This window comes from Cupriavidus sp. 05T313, from assembly GCF_056396665.1.
Window position 1 is genome coordinate 19,862 of the sequence record NZ_JBFTLX010000081.1, and the last position, 16,220, is coordinate 36,081.

Here is a 16,220-nt window from a genome sequence, read left to right on the forward strand (position 1 = left end):
CATGCGCACCCTCATCGCCATGCTGCTGGCCGCCGTGCTGGCGGTCCTCCTGAGCGGCTGCGGCGGCGGCCCGGATGCCGACAGCCTGCGGGCCGGGGTCAACGAACGCCTGGTGCAGGCGCTGCCGGCCGGGACGGTGGAACTGGTCAGCCTTGAGCGCCGTGGCTCCCAGGCGGACACCAGGGCGGCGGGCGAGACACGCCGGACAGTCTACTTCGACGCGCAACTGAAGCTCGCGCGCGACTTCGATTTCGGCGGATGGGACGCGCCGGGCGTCGCCGGCCTAGTTTCCGCGCTGGGCGCGGGCCCGAAGGGCATTTCCGGTATTGCCTCGGGCGGCAACAAGGCGGGAGACATCATCCGTGCCCACGGTACCGCGCTCTACAAGCGCGAGGGGGACCGGTGGGTCGCGGTTACCTCCGGCGGCTACCGGCCCGCTGAGGCGCCGGACTATGTCACGAATACCGCGCCAGGCGCCGCCGCCATCCTGGACGCGATGCGAAAGGTGATCGAATCCGTGCCCAAGGATGCTTCGCCTGCTGAGCAAGCGGCCATCGAGCAGGAGCTTGCGGTGGCATATGCCAGCGTACGCGCACGGCTCGCGCGCGCGGCGGACGGATACGCGATCGCGGCCGGTGCCGAGCACGGACAGTATTTGCGCTTTGCCCGCGCGTTGGCGAGCGAGACCAGGGTCAGGGTAGTGCCCCTGATCACGCGGGGAGGAGAGGAAAACCTGCGTCTGCTGCGGGAAGGCAAGGTTTCGGTTGCGCTGGCGCAGGGCGATGCCGCGCTCGATGCCTATGAGGGCAAGGGCGCCTTTGCCACGGACGGGCCGTACGCCTCGCTGCGCGCGCTGGGCAGCTTGTATCCGGAAGCCGTGCATGTCCTGGTGCGGGCCAACGACTCGCTGGCATCGATGTCGGACCTGCGCGGCCACAAGGTCGCCATGGGGGAACCGGGCTCCGCGTCGCGCGTCACCGCGGTACGCGTGCTTGAGGCGCATGGGCTCGGGCTGAAGGACATCGTGCCCCAGGACTTGAGCATCGGCGCCGCGCTGGTTGCGCTGCGCCAGAAGCAGGTCGACGCCGTGATACAGGTCATCGGCGTGCCGGCGGACAGCGTGCGCGATGCGCTTGAGGACGTGCCGCTGCGGCTGTTGCCGCTCTCGGAGCGCGGGATTGCCGCGCTGGCCGGTGCGAAGACCGCGTACTTTCCCTACACGATCTCGCGCGGTGCCTACGCGAACCAGCGGCAAGACGTGCGTAGCGTCGCGACCGCGGCGCTGCTCCTCACGGCAAGCGACCTCTCCGATGCCGAGGTGGCCGCGCTGACCCGCCTGGTTTTCGCAAACGGCAACGATCTCGCCGCGCGCGGCAGCGCGCAAGGTGCGCAGGTCTCGGCGGCGACGGCGCTGCAAGGGCTTGCCGTGCCCCAGCACCTTGCCGCGGCAAAGGCGCTCGATGCGATGAGCGCCGGCGCCGGGAAGAAGTAGGCGTCAAACGCATTTTTCAATCCGCGCAATGCAAAGGAGGCACCATGACAATCCGTGTTGGACGATGGCTCGGCCGGAACGGCGGCGGGCTTGAGATTCTTTCCATCGAGCCGGGTGCCCGCTTCACCGGCCGCTACCAGACCAAGGTGGGCATGCCCGATCCCAATGCGTGGTTCGACGCGCACGGCATGACCGACGGTACGCTGATCGGATTCACGGTGCTTTGGAAGAATGCTTCGGAGGCGCACGCATCGCTGACCACCTTTGCCGGCCGCTACCTGGCCAAGGGCGAGCAGGATGGTCTCGGTGATGCATCGAGAGAACGGATCGAAGCCCAGTGGGTTCTTGCCCGGCTCTGCGATGACGACGATCCCGGCAAGCCGCACGCAATGTGGGAGACCTTTCTCTCCAACTCCGCCGTCTGGTACTGGACGCCCTGAGCGGTCAGCCCAGCAAGAGGCCCGCGTGAGCAAGCAACTGGCGGAAAACCGCCAGCCGCGCCTCTCCGGTCCGGGCCAGCTTGCGGCAAACGTGCAAGTGCGCGGCCATGTCGCTGTGTCCGCGCAGTGCGTCCTTGCACTCGCGCTCCGAGATTTCCAGGTGGACACCGGTCAGGATTGCGCAGCCTTTGCCCACGCTTGCGCTCACGATGGCGGGCGGGTTGCCTTCGATGCCGGTGTACACGGCCAGGATCCGCGCCGCATGGTTCGTTGCGTCGCCGAAATCGAAGCGGCAGCCGCCGTGGTAGTGCGCATAAAGCGTCGTCGGGGCAGCGGTCAGGCTATGGGTCGTCCGGATCTCCGTGGCCGTGGCGCTCCTCGGCGTTGCGTCATAAGCGACGCCCCCCGTGAGCTGGGGCAGCGAGCCAACCGCGACCGCATCCACAAAGTTCAGTTCGCGTGCGCCGCAGATTGCGCCCTCGGTTCCGGCATGGAACGCCAGCTCCCTGCAAGCGTAGTACGCGCCCGCGCAAATGCCCAGGTAGACGCCGCCCTGCTCGACGAAGCGCCGGATGCGCGCGTTGGGGGCGCCGTTCAATGCGGCGCAATAGGGAAGGTCGGCACCGCCCGGCATGACAAACAGCGCGGCGTCATCGAAGAGCGCCGCGTCATGCCTGAGGTCATCGGCCATGACCGCCCGGATCTCGTAAGCGCCGGGAAGCAGTTGCTGTCCGATCATTCTCATCAGGCGTGCGGTCCCGTCGGACGTGCCGGCATCGATATAGGTCAGGATCTGGGGCTTTGCCATGATGGTTCGCCGATGTGCAACGCGGCATCGCGTCGCTGGTGATCTTACGCCCTAGGTTTTGCCGGCACCAGGTTCCGGGAGCCTGGCCGTCCTTGAAGCATCCCGTACGATCCTGCCCGCCGTGACATCACAAAGCGGTCCAGGGGGTGCCGTGTTCGTGCCAAAAGCCTGGTGCCATTTGCAGGATTATCCGTGCAAGACAATATGGTTTGGTGAAGTACTTCATCAGTAGGTGCCATTTCCCATCGGGGCAGTGACGGAGCCAGCCGCCAGCGATTGCCTCCAGGCAGGCAGCACGGGATGGCAAGGCAATTCCCCTGGTGATCCGTCCTGACGCCAGCAGCTTGCTGGTTCCTGTCACATCCTGTCGCGTCTGAAGCCTGCGTGAGATTCATGCGTCACGTCGCGGCTGTCCGGCAACCGTTCCGGACGTTGCGGCAGCAAATCCGACAAGACAGGTCTCTCAAAAATGGCCCTATCAACAAGCATCAATATGGATCTAGTGGTGGTGCCAATTTTCGGTTAATTTTCTACTCCACCGCATTCCGGCCGAGATGCAGCACCCGCTGCCGGTTGACGACGCGAAATGCGGACAACGAAGTCCGTTGGCACAAACCGAAGCAAGAGATGGAGCAAGAGATGAAGAACGCCGAGCTGGTCCGCCGCAAAGATGCCGCCACGCCCCGTGGCGTAGGCGTGATGTGCAATTTCTACGCCGAGCGTGCCGAGAATTCCGAGATCTGGGATGTGGAGGGCAAGCGCTATATCGACTTCGCCGCCGGCATCGCCGTCCTGAACACCGGCCATCGTCATCCACGCCTGGTGGAGGCCATGCAGCGCCAACTGGAGCGCTTCACGCACACCGCCTACCAGATCGTCCCCTACGCCAGCTACATCGAGCTGGCCGAGAAAATCAACCAGCGCGCCCCCGGTGGCTCGGTCAAGAAGACGGCATTTTTCACGACGGGCGCCGAAGCCGTCGAAAACGCGATCAAGATTGCCCGTGCCGCCAGCGGCCGTCCGGGCGTGATCGCCTTTTCGGGGGGCTTCCATGGCCGCACCATGATGGGCATGGCGCTGACCGGCAAGGTGGTGCCGTACAAGGTTGGCTTCGGACCGTTCCCCGGCGAGGTGTTCCACGCGCCGTATCCCTGCGCGTTGCACGGCGTGTCGGTGGAGGATTCGCTCAAGGCGCTGCAGAACCTGTTCAAGGCCGACGTGGATCCCAAGCGCGTGGCTGCCATCATCTTCGAGCCGGTGCAGGGCGAGGGCGGCTTCAACGTGGCGCCGGCCGCGTTCGTGAGGGCGCTGCGCGCGATTTGCGACGAGCACGGCATCCTGCTGATCGCCGATGAAGTGCAGACCGGCTTCGGGCGCACCGGCAAGCTCTTTGCGATGGAGCACTACGATGTGGCGCCGGACCTGACCACGATGGCGAAAAGCCTGGCGGGCGGCATGCCGCTGTCGGCGGTATGCGGTCGCGCGGAGGTGATGGACGCCCCGGCACCCGGCGGGCTTGGCGGCACCTATGCCGGCAACCCGCTGGCGGTGGCTTCCGCGCTGGCCGTGCTGGACGTGCTCGAAAGCGAGAACCTGATCGAGCGCGGCAACGTGCTGGGCAAGCGCCTGGTGGACCGTCTGGAGAGCCTCAGGTCCGGCGTGCCGCAAATCGCCGAAGTGCGCGGCGTCGGCGCCATGGTCGCCGTCGAATTCCGCAAGGCGGATGGCAGTCCGGACGCCGATTTCACGCGCACTGTGCAGAACCGCGCGCTGGAACAGGGCCTGTTGCTGTTGTCTTGCGGCATCTACGGCAACGTGATCCGTTTCCTGTTCCCCCTCACCATCAGCGATGCCGTGATGGACGAAGGCCTCGACATCCTGGCTGACGCATTGACCCGCTGATCCCAAACGCACCCAAGCGCACCGAAGCGCACCCAAACGGATACAACAGGACCAAACGGACTTCATCATGGAACTCAAGGATGCAGGCTTGCTGCGTGCGCAAGCTTTTGTCGGCGGCGCGTGGCGGAACGCCGACAGCGGTGAGACCTTCGCCGTCACCGATCCCGCGACCGGCGCCGTCATCGGCACGGTGCCGTTGATGGGGGCGGCGGAAACACGCCGCGCCATCGAGGCCGCGCGCACCGCGCAGGCCGCCTGGCGTGGCAAGACCGCGCGCGAGCGCAGCCAGGTGCTGCGCAACTGGCATGAGCTGATGCTCGCTAATGCCGACGACCTTGCCCTGCTGATGACTACCGAGCAAGGCAAGCCGCTGGCCGAGGCCCGCGGCGAAGTGACCTACGCCGCGTCGTTCCTCGAATGGTTCGCCGAGGAAGGCAAGCGCGTCAGTGGCGACGTGCTGTCGTCCCCCGCCGGCGACAAGCGGCTGTTGGTAGTGAAGGAGCCGGTGGGCGTCTGCGCGGCGATCACACCCTGGAATTTCCCGCTGGCCATGATCACGCGCAAGGCCGGGCCTGCCCTGGCCGCGGGCTGCGCGATGGTGCTCAAGCCGGCGGAGGACACCCCGCTGTCCGCCCTCGCGCTGGCGGTGCTGGCGGAGCGCGCGGGCGTGCCGGCGGGCGTGCTGAGCGTGCTGACGGGCGACGCCCGGGCGATCGGCGGCGAGCTGACCGCCAATCCGGTCGTGCGCAAGCTCAGCTTTACCGGCTCGACGGAAGTTGGCCGCATCCTGATGCGCCAGTCGGCCGACACCATCAAGAAGCTCTCGCTTGAACTGGGCGGCAATGCGCCCTTCATCGTCTTCGATGATGCCGACCTGGATGCCGCGGTGGAGGGCGCGATTGCCTCGAAGTACCGCAACGCGGGCCAGACCTGCGTTTGCGCAAACCGCCTCTACGTGCACGACAAGGTCTATGACGCCTTTGCGCAGAAGCTGGTCGCCGCCGTGGCGAAGCTCAAGGTTGGCCACGGTGTCGAGCCCGGTGTCTTGCAAGGCCCGCTGATCAATGAGGACGCGGTGGCCAAGGTGGAGTTGCATATCGCGGACGCAATGGCCAAGGGCGCGCGGCTGCTGTCCGGCGGCAAACGGCACAGCCTGGGCGGCACCTTCTTCGAACCGACCGTGCTGGCCGACGTGACGCCGGCCATGCGCGTGGCGAAGGAAGAGACGTTCGGCCCGCTGGCGCCGCTGTTCCGCTTCTCGACCGACGCGGAAGTGATCGGCATGGCCAACGACACCGAGTTCGGTCTCGCCTCCTATTTCTTCAGCCGCGATATCGGCCGCATCTGGCGCGTCGCCGAGGCGCTCGAATACGGCATGGTGGGCATCAACACGGGCCTGATCTCGAACGAAGTCGCGCCGTTTGGCGGTGTCAAGCAATCCGGCCTGGGCCGCGAAGGCTCGAAGTACGGCATCGAGGACTATCTGGAGATCAAATACCTGTGCATGGGAGGGGTCGACCGCTGAACCCGGCGCGTGTCGCACTGCCGGTTCGCCCGGCCCGGTGCCGGGTGTTCTTCTGTCCGGATTCAGGCCGGTAATGACTTAAGCCACAGCCTGGGTAGAGGCGGTCCAAGTGGAGGCCGCCCACCCAAGGCAAGCGCTGTACGCAGCGCAGCGAGTGGATTCTCTACTATCGAGGAGGGTAGTTTCATGCAGGTTCGTTTTCGTTTCATCCGTTCCATCGCCGCCGTGGCGGCGATGGCGGCATCGTCCCTGGTTCTCGCGCAGGGCCCGCGAGACTGGCCCACGCAGCCGGTGCGCATCGTTGTGCCATTCCAGGCCGGCTCCGCGACAGACTTGCTTTCGCGCCAGCTCGGCATTGCACTCGGCAAGGAATACGGCCAACCCTTCGTGGTGGAAAACAAGCCCGGCGCCGCGGCCATGATCGGTAGCGAGGCCGCGGCCCGCGCGCCTGGCGATGGCTACACGCTGCTGATGTCCGGTCCCGCGTCGATGGTGACCAACCGCTTTCTCTACAAGAAGCTCAGCTACGATCCGGATGCCTTCGAGAAGATCACGGTCGTGGCCTACACGCCGAACATCCTGCTGTCGAATCCGTCGCTGCCGTTCAAGACGCTGCCCGAGATGGTGGCCTATGCCAAGGCCAATCCAGGCAAACTGAGCTACGCCTCGTTCGGAGCAGGAACCACCTCGCACCTGGCCGGCGAGATGCTCAAGGCGATGGCCGGCATCGACATCGTTCACGTTCCTTACAAGGGCGCAGCCGAAGCGATCCCGGCGTTGCTGTCGGGTCAGGTGTCGATGTACTTCGACACCATCATGACGGGGTTGCCTTTTGTGAAGGCGGGCAAGCTGCGTGCGCTTGGCATGTCGAACAACAAGCGTTCGTCGATGGCCCCGGATGTGCCGACCATCGCGGAGCAAGGCTATCCCGGCTTCGATATCGCCCCATGGTATGGCCTGGTCGCGCCGAAGGGCACGCCGGGCGAGGTCGTGGCCAAGCTCAATGTCTCGGTCAACAAGCTGCTCAAGGATCCGGCCTTCCGCGACAAACTGGGGGCCACGGGCGCCGAGCCGCGCGGCGGCAGCGCGGCGGACTTCAACACGATGATCAATGCCGAGATTCCACGCACCGAGAAGCTGGTAAAGCAATCGGGCATTGCCTTGCAATAAGCGGCGCGCGCTTCCATCCGCGTTCCGGATTTTCCCCATCCTACTGAGTCGCTCCTAATGTTGCCTTTCGACTGGTCCTTCCCCTATCCCTCCCAGAAGATGCCGCTGCTTGCCGCCAATGCGGTCAGCACCAGCCAGCCGCTCGCCGCGCAAGCCGGCCTGCGCATGCTGTATGAAGGCGGCAACGCCATCGACAGTGCGATCGCCACGGCGATCGCGCTGACGGTGGTGGAGCCGGTTATGAACGGTATCGGCGGCGACATGTTTGCGCTGGTCTGGCACGAAGGCCAGTTGTACGGCCTCAACTCCAGTGGCCGCGCGCCCGCGCTTTGGACGCCCGAATATTTCGCGGGCCGCGAGAAAATGCCTTCGGTCGGCTGGGATACGGTGACGGTGCCGGGTCAGGTCGCAGGCTGGAAGGCACTGTCCGCCCGCTTCGGCAAGCTGCCGTTCGCGCGCCTGTTCGCACCGGCAATCGAATACGCGGAGCAGGGCTTCATGGTATCGCCGCAGATCGCGCGCCAGTGGGCGGCACAGGTACCTGTGCTGGCCGGCCAGCCTGGCTTTGCCAAGGCCTTCCTGCGTGATGGCAAGGCGCCGCAGGCTGGCGAGCGCTGGCGCTTTCCGGAGCAGGCTGCCACGCTGCAGCGCATTGCCGAAAGCGATGGCGAGAGCTTCTACAAGGGCGAACTGGCCGCGCGTATCGTCGCCTTTGCCGAGGAAACCGGTGGCGCCATCCGTGCCGATGACCTGGCGCAGCACGCGCATAGCTGGGTCACGCCGCTGTCGCAGGATTTCCGCGGCTACACGTTGCACGAGATTCCGCCCAACGGGCAGGGTCTGGCTGCGCTGATCGGGCTCGGCATTCTCGACCGCTTCGACATCGAAAGCATGGGGCGCGACAGCGCGGACTTCTATCATGTCGGCGTTGAAGCGATGAAGCTCGCGTTCGCCGACCTGCATCGCCACGTCTCCGACCCGGCGACGATGCAGCACGATCCCAAGGCATTTCTCGATCCGGCCTATCTGGCCGAGCGCGCCGCGCTGATCGACATGGCACGCGCGAGCACGCCCGGCGCCGGCATGCCCAAGACCGGCGGCACGGTGTACCTGACATCGGCCGATGCGGCCGGTTCGATGGTTTCGTTCATCCAGTCCAACTATCGCGGCTTTGGCTCTGGCGTGGTGGTACCCGGCACCGGCATCTCGCTGCATAACCGTGGCGAAGGCTTCAACCTGACGCCGGGGCACGCCAACTGCGTCGGCCCGCGCAAGCAGCCGATGCATACCATCATCCCCGGCTTCATCACGCGCAATGGCGCGCCGGTGATGTCATTCGGCGTGATGGGCGGTTCCATGCAGGCTCAGGGCCATGTGCAGATGATGGCGCGGCTGGCCGCCTTCGGCCAGAACCCCCAGGCTATGAGCGATGCACCGCGCTTCCGCGTCGAGAACGGCCCCGTGGTCAATGTGGAATCGCATATGCCGGCAGACGTGGTCGCCGCGCTGCGCGCGCGTGGGCACAAGGTCGAGGTGGCGCCGCCAGACAGCCTGGAGTTTGGTTCCGCGCAGTTGATCTACAAGGCGGAGCACGGGTATATCGCTGCGTCGGATTCGCGGCGGGACGGGCAGGCGGTGGGATTCTGAGCGTGATGGCAACCTGCGCTCAGGCTAATTAGCGCAGGTTGCCGCGGATTTCCGCCGACGTGACAGTCACCGCGCTACGACAATGAATCGCGACACCAACATCACCGTTGGTGTCGCGATTTTTGTTTCATGACCAGCGTGGAGGCCACTCAGCCGGCGGCTTTAGCGGCAAGATCTAGTTCCTGATCCCCAGGGTCTGAGAAGGCAGTTCACCAAACCGCTGCTTGTAAACGGCTGCGAACAGGCCGAGATTGACGTAGCCCCAGGCGGCGGCGACAGTGCGAACCGTGGCCCCTTTGCCGGCAAGCAGCAGTTCGGCCCGGACACCCTGAAGCCGTTGCTCGCGCAAGGTATCCATCGGGGTGCATCCACGGTATTCACGGAACGCACCGGTGAGCGTTCGGACGCTTACGCCACTCGCGCGGGCGAGTTCGCTCAGCGTCGGCGCAAGATGCGCGTGTTCCCTGATATGACGCTCCGCCGCCAGGACATGCCGCGGCGCCATGCGGTGTAGCGTGGCCTGACTGGGCTGATCCAGCTGGGCGCGCCATTGCGTCAACAGGTGGATGCCGATCATTTCTTCCAGATGCCGGCCCAGCGGGCTGCCGCCGATTGCATCCGGCATCTCCGTGGTGCAGTTGCAAACATAGGCGAGAAGGGAAATCCAGCTCGAATTGGTGCCGCCAAGGCGAAATTTCTTCGTCCACAGGCTCTCGTCGGCAGGCCGGCCGAACCAGCGCTCATGCAAGGCGGCCAGCGCATCGTGTTCGAAGGTCAGGTTGATCTGCAGGTGGTTCTCGTCAAAGTCCACCCAGTAATGGGTTCGCGAGTTGTCGACCACGAAGGCGTCGCCAACGCCAGTGTCGGCGAAGGCATTCGGCTCGGTCCAGTGTCGCGCCGTCCCGCGCAAGGTGGTCAGGACCATTCCGGTACCCGCCGCGGGTGAAAAATCGGAAATGTGGACCGGGATGCCATACTTGAAGCGGCTTAGCGTGAAGTGCCCGATCCGGGTGGCGTCGAGTACCGAATCAGGGCGGCGCGGCCGCCCTGTTGGCGTGACGCTGTACGGCATGTAGATGCGGTCCGACCATTGACGAATATCGTCCCATTCGCTCGATGCCACCAGGCGGTAACGCGAACTGGCCTGGCCATGGGCATCCGTGACCAGAACGTTTCGTATCGCTTCCATCATAGCCATGCCTCAGGGCGGGACATTTGGACGCGCCGGGCGCGGAAGACCGGCGTGCAGGAGCTGCTTGCTACCTGTGATGGTAAATGGCCGTTTCGAATTCGACAAATCCCGGGTAGGATGCGGCGTCCTGGAACGGCAGGATCTGGGTCGCCCAGTAGCCGCCGATGCCGTTTTGACGGTCGATCCAGAAGAATGAGTTGGCCAGGCCCGCCCACATCAACGAGCCCGCGGGCCGCCCCGTGGGAGCACGTTCCCGATTCGTCATGAAGGAGTATGCCCAGCCCTTATCGGTGCCAGGGAGGAATTCGCCGGTATTGCTCAGCGAGGGGACGGAGGTGGTCCAGCCGCCCACCGCGAGCCCCATGGGTGCCAGGCCGTCCTGGGCCATCAGGTCCACCGTCTCGGGCCTGAGCACGCGTCCGTTCGGGCCGGCACCGTTATTCAGGATCATGCGGATGAATTTCATGTACTCGCCAATGGTCGCGTAAAGACCGTGGCCACCCATGTCCATCGGCGGGGGATCCGGCAGCACCAGATCAGGTAGCGGAGTGAGTTTTCCATCGGCTGCGCGGTCATGGATGGTAACGCGCCGTGCTTTCATCGATTCGCTCATCCGGAAGCCGATGTCCTGCATGCCAAGCGGCGTGAAGATGCGCTCTTTCATCACCTCGCCCAGGCGCTTGCCGCGCTGCTGTTCGACGATGCGGCCCAGCCAGTCGATATTGGCGCCGTAAGTCCATGCGGCCCCCGGCTCGTGCAGCAGCACTGTGCGTATCGAATCGAAGCTGCAGGACATGATGGGCGGGATGTTCCTGGCCGTTCGGTAATGCAGGTCGTTCTCGCTGAAGAACTCATAGCAAAGGCCAGAGGCGTGCAACATCAGGTCGTTCACCGTGATCTTGCGCCCAGGCGCACGGGTACGGGGCTGGCCATTGGCATCAAAGCCATCAAGCACCTGGAGTTCATCGATTTCTGGAACGTACTCGCCAGCGTTGTCGGACAGGGCAATCCTGCCTTCTTCGACCAACTGCATGATGAGTGTGCCGGTCAGGGCCTTGGTCGTCGAAAAGATCGCGAACACCGAATCGGTGGTCATCGGGCTGTCCCGGCCCAGTTCGCGCGTGCCGGTGGCACCTTCATAGAAGTTGCCGTTACGGTCGGTGGCCATGGCCACCACCCCCGGCGCACCGCCATGGCGATGGGTGGCCTGGATCAGCACCTGATCCAGGACGGTCTTCAGTTTCTGTTGCGTCATGTTTTGTCTCCTGATGTTGGGCGGCGCCCTTTCTTTTTGTGCCTGCGTCATGCCGCATCGACTGGAACGCAGGCGAGCCTAATTTACGGGATGGTGCGGTGCGGGCCTGTTCCGATCTGGCAATTGCATGTTCAGGTTCGGCGGAAATTCGCCCGCGATCGCCCTGTGGGCGGAAATTGGCAAGATCAAGGCAGTCAGTGGAAATGACAAAAAAGGGAGGAGTTCCCTTCGGCCATGCTGGCGCCAAAATTGCGGTTATTGCGCTGGGCGAGTGTCGACGAGGAGGGCAAGGCCCGTATCGATATTTTCATGTGCGCGCATCGTCACGCCGCTCACGTCGGCGGCCTTGCCGACTCCGCCTGGAAGGCGGTCGAGGTAAAGGAAGTCCGGTTTCCTTGGACCGAAGATCCAGGAGATGCCGATGCCGGGGTCATGCGGGAGAAGCAAAGCGGCCCGATGAGACCGCAGCGATGAATTGCTGGTAGTCGTGATGTACGGGTAAGAAGGGTAAGCCCGTTTGTGAATTGCACTCTATCAAGTAACAGCGAGAATGACTTAAAGAAGCCGAAGCGGCCGGTTGTGGCCTGAGCCCCCAATATGGGGGCTCAGGCCAAAAGCTGGTGCATTCACCGCGATACTGGAAATGGCCCTTGGCTTCTCAGTCCAAACTGATGCCGTTCGCTTTGGCGATGCCTTGCCAGAGGGACAGGTCGGTGCGTACGGTCTGGGCAAATTGTTCCGCGCTTTTCAATGGCGGATCGATCAGGTTGAGCTGGACGAATCGGTCACGCAGCTCCGGGGCGGACAGGGTGTTCAGGACCTCCCGGTGCACGGCCGCCACCACGCCCGCTGGCGTACCGCGCGGGGCGAACACACCATACCAGGCATCCGTATCGAAACGAAAACCTTGTTCGGTCATGGTCGGCAGATCCGGCAGCGCCGGCCCCCTGTGCGAGCCGGTGATGGCGATGCCGCGCAGCTTTCCGGTCTTGATCAGCGGCACCGAACTGGTGGCGTCGACAAAGGCCACCTTCACCCGCCCGCCCTGCATGTCCTGGTATATCTGGCCGATCGTCTTGTAAGGCACATGCCGGATGTCGAGGCCTTCCTGCCGCTTCAGGTACTCCATCACGAGCTGCCCGGTGGAGCCCGGGCCCCAGGTGGCATAGTCGTACTTGCCGGGATTCGCCTTGACGAGGGCAACGAACTCCTTCAGGTTGCGCGCGGGAAAATCCGGCGAAGCTACCAGATGGATGCCCCCTGAGAAGATCTGCGCCACGGCCACAAGGTCGCGCGTCACATCGAACGGCAGCTTGTGCAGCAGGGCCTGGCTGATGACCGTGGAGGATGAACTGGCGAATAGCAAGGTGTATCCGTCGGGCTGCGCCTTGGCCACCGCGTCCACGCCGATGACGCCATTGGCGCCCGGCCGGTTGTCGACCACGACGGGCTGGCCAAGCGTACGCGACAAGCGCTCGGCAAAGATCCGCGCAATGGTGTCGGGCCCGCTGCCGCCGGCGCTGGGAAGGATCAGGCGAACCGGCCGTGCTGGCCAAGACTGCGCGCTGGCCGGCGCCGCGCCAAGCGCAAGGCCCAGCGCCATGCCAATCGCGGGTGCCAGGGCCAGGAAGCGGCCGAGTCCCAAAGTGTTCCAGCAATTCCGCATCATGTTTGTCTCCTGCATATTGTTGTGATGACGGGCCTGGCCATGGCACAGCTCAGGCCCGCTTGACCTGTACGACGCTGCGCCAGCCGTCAGGCAGCGGCGCGCACGGCACCGATCGACAGGCCGCCATCGACGATGAGCATCTGTCCGTTGACGTAGGAGGACTCGGTGCTGATCAGGTAGAGCGCGGCATGCGCAACCTCCCAGCCTGTGCCCTGCCGGCCGAACGGCAGTGGACGGGCCGCGCGCGAGGGCCGGGCGCGCGAGGCGTCCCGGCCCATCGGTGTGTCGATCAGTCCTGGTGCCAGCACATTCGCACGCAAGCCGCCGGGCTGGCCGGCGAATGCCACCGCGCGGCCCAGCGCGGTCAAGGCTGCCTTGGAAGTCTCGTAGGCCGGCAGGCCGCTCAGCGGCGAGATCGCCGCCGTGGAGGCCACGAACACGATGGCGCTGCCGGCGGGCATGACGGCGGCGGCCTCCTGGGCGCAGAACATCGGGGCGCGCAGGTTGATGTCCTGGACCCGGTCCCAGTCTTCGGGCGTCTCCGCGCCGAAGCGATTCGGGTTGCCGATCCCGACGTTGACCACCAGGCCATCGAGCCCGCCCAGCGCAGCCGCGGCCTGGGCCACCATGCGCGAGATCTGAGCAGGGTCCGCAACGTCGGCCTGGACCGGCACCGCGCGGCCGTCCTCGCGCAGGATCAGGTCGACCGTATCCTGCGCGGCGCCGGCATCCATATCGGCGCACGCCACGGCGGCGCCCTCGCGGGCGAACAGGATTGACATGGCACGGCCATTGCCGACCGACGGCACCGGATCGACGGTGCGGCGTTGGCCCGCGCCTACCACCAGGATGCGGCGCCCGGCGAGCCGGCCGTCACGGCGCGGCACGCCAAGCGCGGGTGCAAACAGTTGCTGGTCCGGACGGCTTTCCAGGGATTCAGTCATGACGCAGCTCCAGTTTTTCCAGCGGCGGATTTTCGATATCGACTTCGAGGTTTTCCAGCAGGCGCGACACCAGCATGTAGAAGCCGATGGTTGCCAGCAGCTCGACCATCATTTGTTCGTCCAGGGCCGCCGCAACCTTGGCGTAGAGCGGCGCCGGTGCCTTGACGTCATGCACCACGGCATCGGTGAATGCGATGACAAGGCGCTCGAGTTCGCTGAAGTCTCCGTTGGCATCCGGCTTCAGCACGGCATCGATTTTTTCTTCCGGCACACCGGCGGCGCGCGCCACGCGCCGGTGCTGATGCACTTCGTAACTGGCGCCGCTGAGCGCGCCCACCCGCAGGATGACCAGCTCGCGCAGCGTGGGCGGCAGCGAGGCCTCCGTGAGAATGGCGCGGCCGAGACCGAGGAAGCCGAGCGCGATCTCCGGCGCATGCGGCAGGACCCTGTACAGGTTGAGGGCGGGACGCCCGCGCAGTTGCTCGCCAAGGCGGCCGGGGACGTTGTCCACATCGAAGTAAGGCAGTCTGGCCATGTTGTGTTGTCTCCGTTTCCTGCCGCGCGGCAGGTGATGTCGTGGTGGGAAAAGTGCAAATAGGAGTTGGCCGCCTACGGCAGCACGTTGCGCGGGTCTTGCCGCAAGACCAGGTTCCAAACCTGTTGGCCGACCGGCTGCTCGCGTTCCTCGATCAGGTGGGCGACCAGTCCCGCGCAGCGTCCGATCAGTGCCAGTCCACGGCCGAACAGCGGGTCCAGCCCCATCTCGGCGAGGATGGCGCCGATGGCGCCAGCGGCGTTGAGCGGCAGGACACGGCGCGTACCGTCGCCGCAGGCGTCGCCGAGCGCCAGGGCAAGACGACAGTACTTGCCGTGGAAGCCATTCGCGCTCGCGGTCTCCATCAGGACCGGCACGCGCGGATCACCTTGCGCGTGTATCGGATGGCCGACGCCAGGTATCGGCTTGCCGGCTGACCGGCAGGCGGCGATGATGCGCCGGGCATGCTCTGCAATGGTGGCTGCGTCGGCATCGGCCGCTAGCGACGCACCTTCTTGCAGCAGTAATTCCGCCATGTTCTGCACGGTGCCGAGGAAGCGCTCGCCGGCGCCAAGCAAGCCCGCGGCGACCGCGCCTTGCAAGGATTCCGGCGCGCCCAGCCAGGTCATGCGGGCGCTGATCGCGCTTGGCGTCAGCCCGTGGTCGACCGCGGTCACCAGCAGCGTGTCGATCATCCGCGCCTCAGCGGCGCCGGGGAGGCGCCCGAGCGCAACCAGGCAGAGCGTCTGAACGAAATCCAGCTTGCCGATCACCTCGGTGGCAAGGTCCCGCCCGCGCAGCGTGATGCGATCAGGCGTCGTGTAGCCGATCTCGGTGCGGATGCCGTTCATGCGCTCAGCCCCACGGTGATGCCGCCGCAGACGTGCAGCACCTGTCCGGTGACGAAGGACGCGCGTTCGTCGAGAAAGTACTCGACGGCGTGGACGATATCTTCCGGTTTGCCGAGCCGCCTGACCGGCACGCCATTCACAATGCGCTGCGTCAGCGCATCCTGGGCCGGGTTGACGGAGCCGAACGCCGCCGTGGCGATGGGCCCCGGCGCGACGGCGTTGACGGTGATGCCGTGCGCCGCCAGTTCCAGCGCCCAGGTACGCGTCATGGCGTTCAGGGCGCCCTTGCTGGCCGAATACGCCGTGCGCAGTTCCTTGCCCAGCGCGGCGCGGCTGGAGATATTGACGATGCGGCCGTGGCGCGCCTTTCGCATGGCAGGCACCAACGCCTGGGTGCATTGCAGCGCGGCGCGGACATTGACGGCGATTTGCCTGTCGAAGTCGTCAAGGCCGGTTTCCTCCACGCTCGCCGCCCGCAGGGTCGCCACATTGTTGACGAGGGCAGTGAAGGCATAGCGGGCCGATGCCTCCCCGAGCGCGGCGGCGAGTTGCGCCGGCTCGGCCATGTCGACTTCGACGAAATGCGTCACACCGGCCTCGGGAGGTGCCACCCGATCGAAGTTCACTACCGTGTGGCCGCGCTCGCGCAGCGTCTTGCACAGGGCCCAGCCGATGCCGCCGGAGCCGCCGGTTACCAGGATATCCGTTGGTGTCATGATGAAAGAGGCTCCTTGCCTTGAGGGTTGTTGCTGGCGTAGTTGCTTGCACTGGCGGCGAGCCGGGTCTTGAC

The 16,220-nt window shown here is 65.3% G+C and carries 15 protein-coding genes; 7 read left to right on the forward strand and 8 right to left on the reverse strand.

What is annotated here, in order from left to right:
• Position 1: 1 nt before the first annotated feature.
• Together AC1DKD_RS18740 and AC1DKD_RS18745 are read left to right on the forward strand one after the other, a co-directional pair.
• Entirely contained in the window at positions 2-1,492 is a 1,491-nt protein-coding gene (locus tag AC1DKD_RS18740; RefSeq protein WP_477103322.1) for a TAXI family TRAP transporter solute-binding subunit, read from the forward strand.
• A 44-nt stretch (positions 1,493-1,536) separates the two neighbouring features.
• Entirely contained in the window at positions 1,537-1,932 is a 396-nt protein-coding gene (locus AC1DKD_RS18745; RefSeq protein ID WP_441629411.1) for an avidin/streptavidin family protein, read from the forward strand.
• Between the two features lie 4 nt (positions 1,933-1,936).
• Here AC1DKD_RS18745 and AC1DKD_RS18750 read toward each other — a convergent pair whose 3' ends face one another.
• Complete coding sequence (locus tag AC1DKD_RS18750) at positions 1,937-2,740, reverse strand: BPL-N domain-containing protein (protein ID WP_441629412.1); 804 nt, start codon at positions 2,738-2,740, stop codon at positions 1,937-1,939.
• Between the two features lie 639 nt (positions 2,741-3,379).
• Between AC1DKD_RS18750 and gabT the strand changes: the two genes are divergently transcribed.
• The 4 genes from gabT (at position 3,380) to AC1DKD_RS18770 (ending at position 8,984) form a co-directional block, all read left to right on the forward strand.
• Positions 3,380-4,642: a 4-aminobutyrate--2-oxoglutarate transaminase gene (gabT, locus tag AC1DKD_RS18755; RefSeq protein WP_441629413.1), complete on the forward strand. Its 1,263-nt coding sequence runs from the start codon at positions 3,380-3,382 to the stop codon at positions 4,640-4,642.
• Positions 4,643-4,709: 67 nt separating this feature from the next.
• On the forward strand, positions 4,710-6,167 hold the full coding sequence (gene gabD, locus AC1DKD_RS18760; protein ID WP_441629414.1) for an NADP-dependent succinate-semialdehyde dehydrogenase: 1,458 nt from the start codon (positions 4,710-4,712) through the stop codon (positions 6,165-6,167).
• Between the two features lie 186 nt (positions 6,168-6,353).
• Positions 6,354-7,337, forward strand: coding sequence for a Bug family tripartite tricarboxylate transporter substrate binding protein (locus AC1DKD_RS18765; protein WP_477103324.1), 984 nt, complete (start codon positions 6,354-6,356; stop codon positions 7,335-7,337).
• A 57-nt stretch (positions 7,338-7,394) separates the two neighbouring features.
• A complete protein-coding gene (locus AC1DKD_RS18770) occupies positions 7,395-8,984 on the forward strand; it encodes a gamma-glutamyltransferase family protein (RefSeq protein ID WP_441629416.1) in 1,590 nt (529 codons plus the stop codon).
• 175 nt (positions 8,985-9,159) lie between these two features.
• On the opposite strand, the gene AC1DKD_RS18775 is transcribed toward AC1DKD_RS18770, so the two are convergent.
• Positions 9,160-10,176 (reverse strand): AraC family transcriptional regulator, encoded by a 1,017-nt coding sequence (locus AC1DKD_RS18775; protein WP_441629417.1) that lies wholly within the window; start codon positions 10,174-10,176, stop codon positions 9,160-9,162.
• A 67-nt stretch (positions 10,177-10,243) separates the two neighbouring features.
• Complete coding sequence (locus AC1DKD_RS18780) at positions 10,244-11,482, reverse strand: serine hydrolase domain-containing protein (protein WP_441629418.1); 1,239 nt, start codon at positions 11,480-11,482, stop codon at positions 10,244-10,246.
• 183 nt (positions 11,483-11,665) lie between these two features.
• Between AC1DKD_RS18780 and AC1DKD_RS18785 the strand changes: the two genes are divergently transcribed.
• Complete coding sequence (locus AC1DKD_RS18785; protein WP_441629419.1) at positions 11,666-11,905, forward strand: hypothetical protein; 240 nt, start codon at positions 11,666-11,668, stop codon at positions 11,903-11,905.
• A 184-nt stretch (positions 11,906-12,089) separates the two neighbouring features.
• Here AC1DKD_RS18785 and AC1DKD_RS18790 read toward each other — a convergent pair whose 3' ends face one another.
• The 5 genes from AC1DKD_RS18790 to AC1DKD_RS18810 form a co-directional block, all read right to left on the reverse strand.
• A complete protein-coding gene (locus tag AC1DKD_RS18790) occupies positions 12,090-13,100 on the reverse strand; it encodes a Bug family tripartite tricarboxylate transporter substrate binding protein (RefSeq protein WP_477103328.1) in 1,011 nt (336 codons plus the stop codon).
• Between the two features lie 86 nt (positions 13,101-13,186).
• Positions 13,187-14,044, reverse strand: a complete 858-nt coding sequence (locus AC1DKD_RS18795; protein ID WP_441629421.1) for an SDR family NAD(P)-dependent oxidoreductase — start codon at positions 14,042-14,044, stop codon at positions 13,187-13,189.
• A complete protein-coding gene (locus AC1DKD_RS18800) occupies positions 14,037-14,579 on the reverse strand; it encodes a carboxymuconolactone decarboxylase family protein (protein WP_441629422.1) in 543 nt (180 codons plus the stop codon). The genes AC1DKD_RS18795 and AC1DKD_RS18800 overlap by 8 nt, the downstream gene beginning before the upstream one ends.
• Positions 14,580-14,653: 74 nt before the next feature.
• Complete coding sequence (locus tag AC1DKD_RS18805) at positions 14,654-15,430, reverse strand: citryl-CoA lyase (protein ID WP_441629423.1); 777 nt, start codon at positions 15,428-15,430, stop codon at positions 14,654-14,656.
• The gene (locus tag AC1DKD_RS18810; RefSeq protein ID WP_441629424.1) at positions 15,427-16,146 is read right to left on the reverse strand and encodes an SDR family oxidoreductase; all 720 of its coding nucleotides are present in this window, start codon (positions 16,144-16,146) and stop codon (positions 15,427-15,429) included. Before AC1DKD_RS18810 ends, AC1DKD_RS18805 begins: the two co-directional genes overlap by 4 nt.
• Between the last annotated feature and the right edge of the window lie 74 nt (positions 16,147-16,220).

Bases quoted from the DNA above. Each gene is read 5' to 3' on its own strand.
- AC1DKD_RS18740 (WP_477103322.1), top strand. From the start codon at position 2: ATGCGCACCCTCATCGCCATGCTGCTGGCCGCCGTGCTGGCGGTCCTC.
- AC1DKD_RS18745 (WP_441629411.1), top strand. From the start codon at position 1,537: ATGACAATCCGTGTTGGACGATGGCTCGGCCGGAACGGCGGCGGGCTT.
- AC1DKD_RS18750 (WP_441629412.1), bottom strand. From the start codon at position 2,740: ATGGCAAAGCCCCAGATCCTGACCTATATCGATGCCGGCACGTCCGAC.
- gabT (WP_441629413.1), top strand. From the start codon at position 3,380: ATGAAGAACGCCGAGCTGGTCCGCCGCAAAGATGCCGCCACGCCCCGT.
- gabD (WP_441629414.1), top strand. From the start codon at position 4,710: ATGGAACTCAAGGATGCAGGCTTGCTGCGTGCGCAAGCTTTTGTCGGC.
- AC1DKD_RS18765 (WP_477103324.1), top strand. From the start codon at position 6,354: ATGCAGGTTCGTTTTCGTTTCATCCGTTCCATCGCCGCCGTGGCGGCG.
- AC1DKD_RS18770 (WP_441629416.1), top strand. From the start codon at position 7,395: ATGTTGCCTTTCGACTGGTCCTTCCCCTATCCCTCCCAGAAGATGCCG.
- AC1DKD_RS18775 (WP_441629417.1), bottom strand. From the start codon at position 10,176: ATGATGGAAGCGATACGAAACGTTCTGGTCACGGATGCCCATGGCCAG.
- AC1DKD_RS18780 (WP_441629418.1), bottom strand. From the start codon at position 11,482: ATGACGCAGGCACAAAAAGAAAGGGCGCCGCCCAACATCAGGAGACAA.
- AC1DKD_RS18785 (WP_441629419.1), top strand. From the start codon at position 11,666: ATGCTGGCGCCAAAATTGCGGTTATTGCGCTGGGCGAGTGTCGACGAG.
- AC1DKD_RS18790 (WP_477103328.1), bottom strand. From the start codon at position 13,100: ATGATGCGGAATTGCTGGAACACTTTGGGACTCGGCCGCTTCCTGGCC.
- AC1DKD_RS18795 (WP_441629421.1), bottom strand. From the start codon at position 14,044: ATGACTGAATCCCTGGAAAGCCGTCCGGACCAGCAACTGTTTGCACCC.
- AC1DKD_RS18800 (WP_441629422.1), bottom strand. From the start codon at position 14,579: ATGGCCAGACTGCCTTACTTCGATGTGGACAACGTCCCCGGCCGCCTT.
- AC1DKD_RS18805 (WP_441629423.1), bottom strand. From the start codon at position 15,430: ATGAACGGCATCCGCACCGAGATCGGCTACACGACGCCTGATCGCATC.
- AC1DKD_RS18810 (WP_441629424.1), bottom strand. From the start codon at position 16,146: ATGACACCAACGGATATCCTGGTAACCGGCGGCTCCGGCGGCATCGGC.